This is a genomic window from Candidatus Roseilinea sp. NK_OTU-006 (assembly GCF_012931985.1).
Lineage (GTDB): Bacteria > Chloroflexota > Anaerolineae > J036 > Brachytrichaceae > JAAFGM01.
Map to the genome: position 1 here is coordinate 1 of NZ_JAAFGM010000059.1, position 4,946 is coordinate 4,946.

General features: G+C 60.6%; 3 protein-coding genes and 1 pseudogene. 3 read left to right on the plus strand and 1 reads right to left on the minus strand.

The genetic code is table 11. The annotated features are described in order from the left end of the window. Positions 1-1,702 (plus strand): annotated as a pseudogene (locus GXH28_RS15095) (C25 family cysteine peptidase); the annotation flags it as partial. A 12-nt stretch (positions 1,703-1,714) separates the two neighbouring features. Here the strand turns inward: GXH28_RS15095 and GXH28_RS15100 are convergent. Beyond that, positions 1,715-2,605: an amylo-alpha-1,6-glucosidase gene (locus GXH28_RS15100; RefSeq protein WP_206156880.1), complete on the minus strand. Its 891-nt coding sequence runs from the start codon at positions 2,603-2,605 to the stop codon at positions 1,715-1,717. On the opposite strand from GXH28_RS15100, the gene glyS reads away from it, so the two are divergent. Continuing rightward, the gene (gene glyS / locus GXH28_RS15105; protein ID WP_206156881.1) at positions 2,564-4,405 is read left to right on the plus strand and encodes a glycine--tRNA ligase subunit beta; all 1,842 of its coding nucleotides are present in this window, start codon (positions 2,564-2,566) and stop codon (positions 4,403-4,405) included. The two genes, GXH28_RS15100 and glyS, sit on opposite strands and share 42 nt — an antisense overlap. Further along, a partial coding sequence (locus tag GXH28_RS15110; RefSeq protein ID WP_169239851.1) for a lysophospholipid acyltransferase family protein occupies positions 4,405-4,946 on the plus strand: 542 nt, incomplete at its 3' end. The genes glyS and GXH28_RS15110, both read left to right, overlap by 1 nt.

Below are 4,946 nucleotides of genomic sequence, written 5' to 3' on the forward strand. Positions count from 1 at the left end.
GGCATCTGATGACGTAAACCGAGCTGGGGGCTTAACAGACACCAAAGCCCGCGCTTCGGTTGCAAAAAATCCTTGGTTACAAGAAGTGGAGACTGAACTTGAGGCTCTGGCAAAACGAATTAATCGTCCCGGCTATGCTAAAGCCGATGGTCGGTTTCCCATTTACGTAGTCTTTTCATCACGTTCGGGGTTAAAGCGTTATTATGGTGATCAAGCCACCGAAGCCATTATTTCTCATATGCGCAGTCTGGCTGAAGCGATCACCCATGAGTTTGGGTGGGGGGCAATGGTTTTTCTTCCTGATGACCCGGAGTCGGTAAAACCGCTAGGTATAAAGCCGATCACTCAGGGAGATGCTTGGTCGTTCAAGTTAGCCCTTGCGGATTTAGATGATGCGTTAGCCAAACGTGGGGGACGGATTGGAGCGCTTCTCATCATCGGTGGCGATGAAATTGTGCCATTTCACCGGTTACCAAACCCTACCGATGATGTGGATGTGGAGGTGCTTTCGGATAATCCTTATGCCACGCGGGATAGCAACTATTTTGTCCCCGAGTGGGCGGTGGGGCGATTGCCCGGCGGATGTGGTACGGATCCGGGGTTAATTCTACAGGCTTTACGGAGCATGCAGCGCTATCACCGTGAGCGTCGTCGGGCCTCTGCCTGGTGGGAGCGTTGGCTGTCCTTTTGGGGGTTCTCTAAGAAACATGGTTTGGGTTATTCTGCCGCCGTGTGGCGGCGGGCTGCATTGGCAACGTTTCGACCGGTTGGACGCCGAAAGATCTTTTGGGTTTCTCCACCTTATCAACGCGAGCGCGTAGACCAAAAGGCACTCGCTCGTGCGGTCTTGGGCTACTATAATTTGCATGGATTGATGGATGGTGCGGAATGGTATGGTCAGAAAGACCCCCATGATCCTGCTCCAGGACCGGATTATCCGGTTGCTCTGACTCCCGCCGACTTAGTTAAGAATGGCAAAGCGCCTCGGATTGTTTTCACCGAGGCTTGTTATGGGGGATACATATTAGGAAAGAATGAGCACGATTCGATTGCCTTGCGCTTTTTGGAGATTGGCACACTGGCTCTGGTCGGATCCACAAGTATCTCTTATGGGGCGGTGCAGAGCCCATTAGTCGGCGCAGATTTGCTGGGTTACTACTTTTGGAATGGATTGCGGGCAGGTTACTCTGCTGGCGAAGCGTTGACCATGGCTAAGATTGCTTTGGTGCGAGAAATGACCCGCCGCCAGGGGTTTTTGGATGGCGAAGATCAAAAGACTCTGATCTCTTTTACCCTTTATGGAGACCCCCTGACCTATGGTTCAGATTTGCTTAAGACGCCAAAGCGGTTAATCCATTATCCCCAGCGTCCCAAGGTCACAGTGATATCTGACCAACCAGATGGTAAAGCCCTCTCTGAAACGGTAAATGCCGATTTGGTGGCAGAAGCCAAAAAGATTCTTGAACCCTACTTGCCGGGACTGAGTCGGGCAGAATGGCGGGTTAATTTTCCTCGATCTCTGGAGAGTGAGAGCGAAAGCCGTTTTGGGCTTTCTAGCAGTAAATCGGCAGTTAAAGGTGCCTCGGGGGCCGTGGTTTTGGTGTTTCAAAATAGTTTTAAGGCGGACGGAAAGACGCATCATCACTTCGCGCGGGTTTCCGTAAAAGAGGGCAAGATTATGAAGGTTTCGGTATCTCGCTAATCGTGTCGTTATCTAGATGGACGATGTTTCGATCTGCTTTTGCAGAAGTAAGTCAATAAACAAGGCAGCCGACCATCCAAAAACATGGGCGGCCTTATCACAGGCATCGCCGGTTTCGGGGTGATAGTACTCGACAATGTCATGGTTGCGGTTGACCAGGTCCAAGGTGCGCTGGCGAAGTGAACGAGCAAGTTCAACGTATCCGCTGCGCATAAGCCCTTCAATGAGGAGATAATTAACATTGATCCAGGTCGGTCCACGCCACATTTGGGTGGGGTTATAGTGGGGATCGCTTAACGCAACAGTCGGCACCGGGAAGGCTGGCCAGAATTCTGTGGGATCGGTCAGGTGCTGGACTAACGCTGTCTTAATCGGCGAGGGCAAATGGCCGGTTAAGAGCGGAAAAAGGCTAAACGGGGTCAAAATCCGAACCGGTTTTCCCGCGCGGTAGGGCCAGAAGAGACCGGCTTGAGCGTCCCATAGCCTCTCGATCATGCGGCGAAGCAGAGAGTGGGCTTGCGTTTGCCAGTGTTGGGCGTCTTGGTTTAACTTGAGTACGTTGGCCATTCTGGCCAAGGCTTCGAGTTGTAGATAGAGATAGGTGTTTAGATCCGGAGAGGTGACCGGCATGCCTTCATCCCACAATGGGCTGTCATCCAATCCTGATGAATAGGGATGATGGTATTCGCATAGCCCATCCCTATCGGCATCATTGTGGTCAAACCACCATGTGTTCCAGTGCACAATAGCGTCATAAATTTCTTTTAGGAATTGTTGATCATGGGTACTCTCGTAGAGTTTCCAGGCCGCCCATGCCAGCAACGGCGGCTTGGTGACGTCGGCCTCCACGGGAAAATTGAGGTGGGTGACGACGCCTTCGTCGTGGATGGCGTCCGGGATCATGCCGTCCTCGCGCTGGTGGTCGAGCACGACGGCAAGGCCGACGCAGTGTTCCTGCACAGCGTGGCGGCGGGGCAAACACTGGTAGCGGCGGCGCAGGCCGCACTCGAGGAGGCGCTCGAGCGCCTGCCGATTCCGAAATCGATGAGTTACCAGCTCGAAGACGGCGTCACCACCGTGCAGTTCGCGCGCCCCGCGCATCGGCTGGTGGCGCTGCACGGGCACGAGCCGCTGCCGTTGCAGGCGTTGGGCCTGATCGCCGGCACCAAGACCTTCGGCCACCGCTTCCATTCGCGCGGCGAGATTGCCGTGCACTCCGCCGACACCTACGCGCAGCAGCTGGAGCGCGAAGGGCGCGTCATCGCTTCGTTCGAGCGGCGGCGCGCGCGCATCGTCGAGCTGCTGACGGCGGCGGCCAAGGCTTTCGACGCGCAGCCGCTGATGCCGGATGCGCTGCTCGACGAAGTGACGGCGCTCGTCGAGTGGCCGGTCGTCTACGACTCGCAGTTCGACGCCGAATTCCTCGCCGTGCCGCCCGAGTGTCTGATCCTGACGATGCAGCAGAACCAGCGCTATTTCGCGCTGCGCGGCGCGGACGGCAGGCTGCTGAACCGCTTTCTTCTGGTGTCGAACCTGGAAGCCGCCGACGGCGGCGAGGCGATCCGCGCCGGCAACGCGCGCGTCGTGCGCGCGCGGCTCGCGGACGCCAAGTTCTTCTACGACCAGGACCGCAAGCACACGCTGGAATCGCGCATCCCGGGCCTGGCGCAGGTCGTCTATCACCGCGCGCTCGGTTCGCAACTGGAGCGCGTCGAGCGCATCGTCGGCATCGCGGTCGCGATCGCGCGGCTGCTGCGCGCCGACGTCACGCACGTGGAGCGCGCCGCGCGGCTGGCGAAGGCCGACCTGCGCACCGAGATGGTGGGCGAGTTCCCCGAACTGCAGGGGATCATGGGCCGCTACTACGCGCAGCACGACGGCGAGCCGGCCGACGTCGCCGACGCCATCGAGGAACACTACCGGCCGCGCTTCGCCGACGACGACCTGCCGGCGGGCTTGGTCGGCTGCTGCGTGGCGCTGGCCGACAAGCTGGAAGCGTTGGTCGGGCTCTTCGGTGCGGGCGAGCGGCCCACCGGGGACAAGGATCCGTTCGCGCTGCGGCGGCATGCGATCGGCGTACTGCGGCTGCTGATGGAAAAGCGGCTCGCGCTGGCGCTCGACGAGCTGCTGGCCTTCGCGCGGCAGGCGTTCGAAGGTGTGCGCGCCTTCGCTGCGGTGACCGACGAGGTGGCGGCGTTCATCTACGACCGCCTGCGCGGGCTGCTGCGTGAGCAGGGTTACCGCGCGCAGGAAGTGGAGGCGGTGGTGTCGCTCGCGCCGCGGCGCATCGACCTGGTGCCGGCGCAGCCCGCGGCAGTGCGCGCGTTTTTGCAGTTGCCGGAAGCCGAGAGCCTGGCGGCGGCGAACAAGCGCATCGGCAACATCCTGAAGAAGTCGGCGGCCGGCGCGCCACCACCGCAGGCCGACGTCGATGCGTCGCTGCTGTTCGAGCCGGCCGAGCGAGCGCTCGCAGAGGCCTTCGCGCACGCGGCGCAGGCGGCCGATGCGCACTTCGCGGCCGGCGACTACACGTCGGCGCTGAAGGCGCTGGCGCCGCTGAAGCTGCCGGTGGACCGCTTCTTCGACGAAGTGATGGTGAACGTGGACGACGAACGGCTGCGCGCCAACCGGCTGGCGCTGCTGGCGCGCCTGCACGCGACGATGAACCGGGTGGCCGATTTATCCGTGCTCGCGGTGGCCTGATGCTCGCCTGGCTGCGTTCGGCGCTGTACATGGCGGTGCTCGCCGTCACCGTCGCACCGTACGCGATCGGCACGCTGCTGTGGTCGTGGCTGCCGCCGCCGCAGCGCTACTACATGGCGACCTTGTGGACCCGGTTCGCGATCTGGGCCGGCACGGTGATCTGCGGCATGCGCTGGCGCGTCGAAGGCTGGGAGAACCTGCCGGACGGCCCCGCCATCTTGCTGCCGAAGCACCAGTCGGCGTGGGAAACGCTGTGGCTGCCGTCGGTGATGCCGCGCCGGCTCAGTTTCGTCTACAAGCGCGAGCTGCATTTCGTGCCCTTTTTCGGCTGGGGGCTCGCCACCCTGGGAATGATCAATATCGACCGCTCCAAGGGGCAAGACGCCTTCGAGCAGGTGGTTCAGCAAGGTGCAGAGCACCTGCGCGACGGCTGGTGGATCGTGATCTTTCCCGAAGGCACACGTACGCCGCCCGGATCGACGCGGCGCTACAAGACCGGCGGCGCGCGGCTGGCGGTGGCCACCGGCGTGCCGGTGGCCAC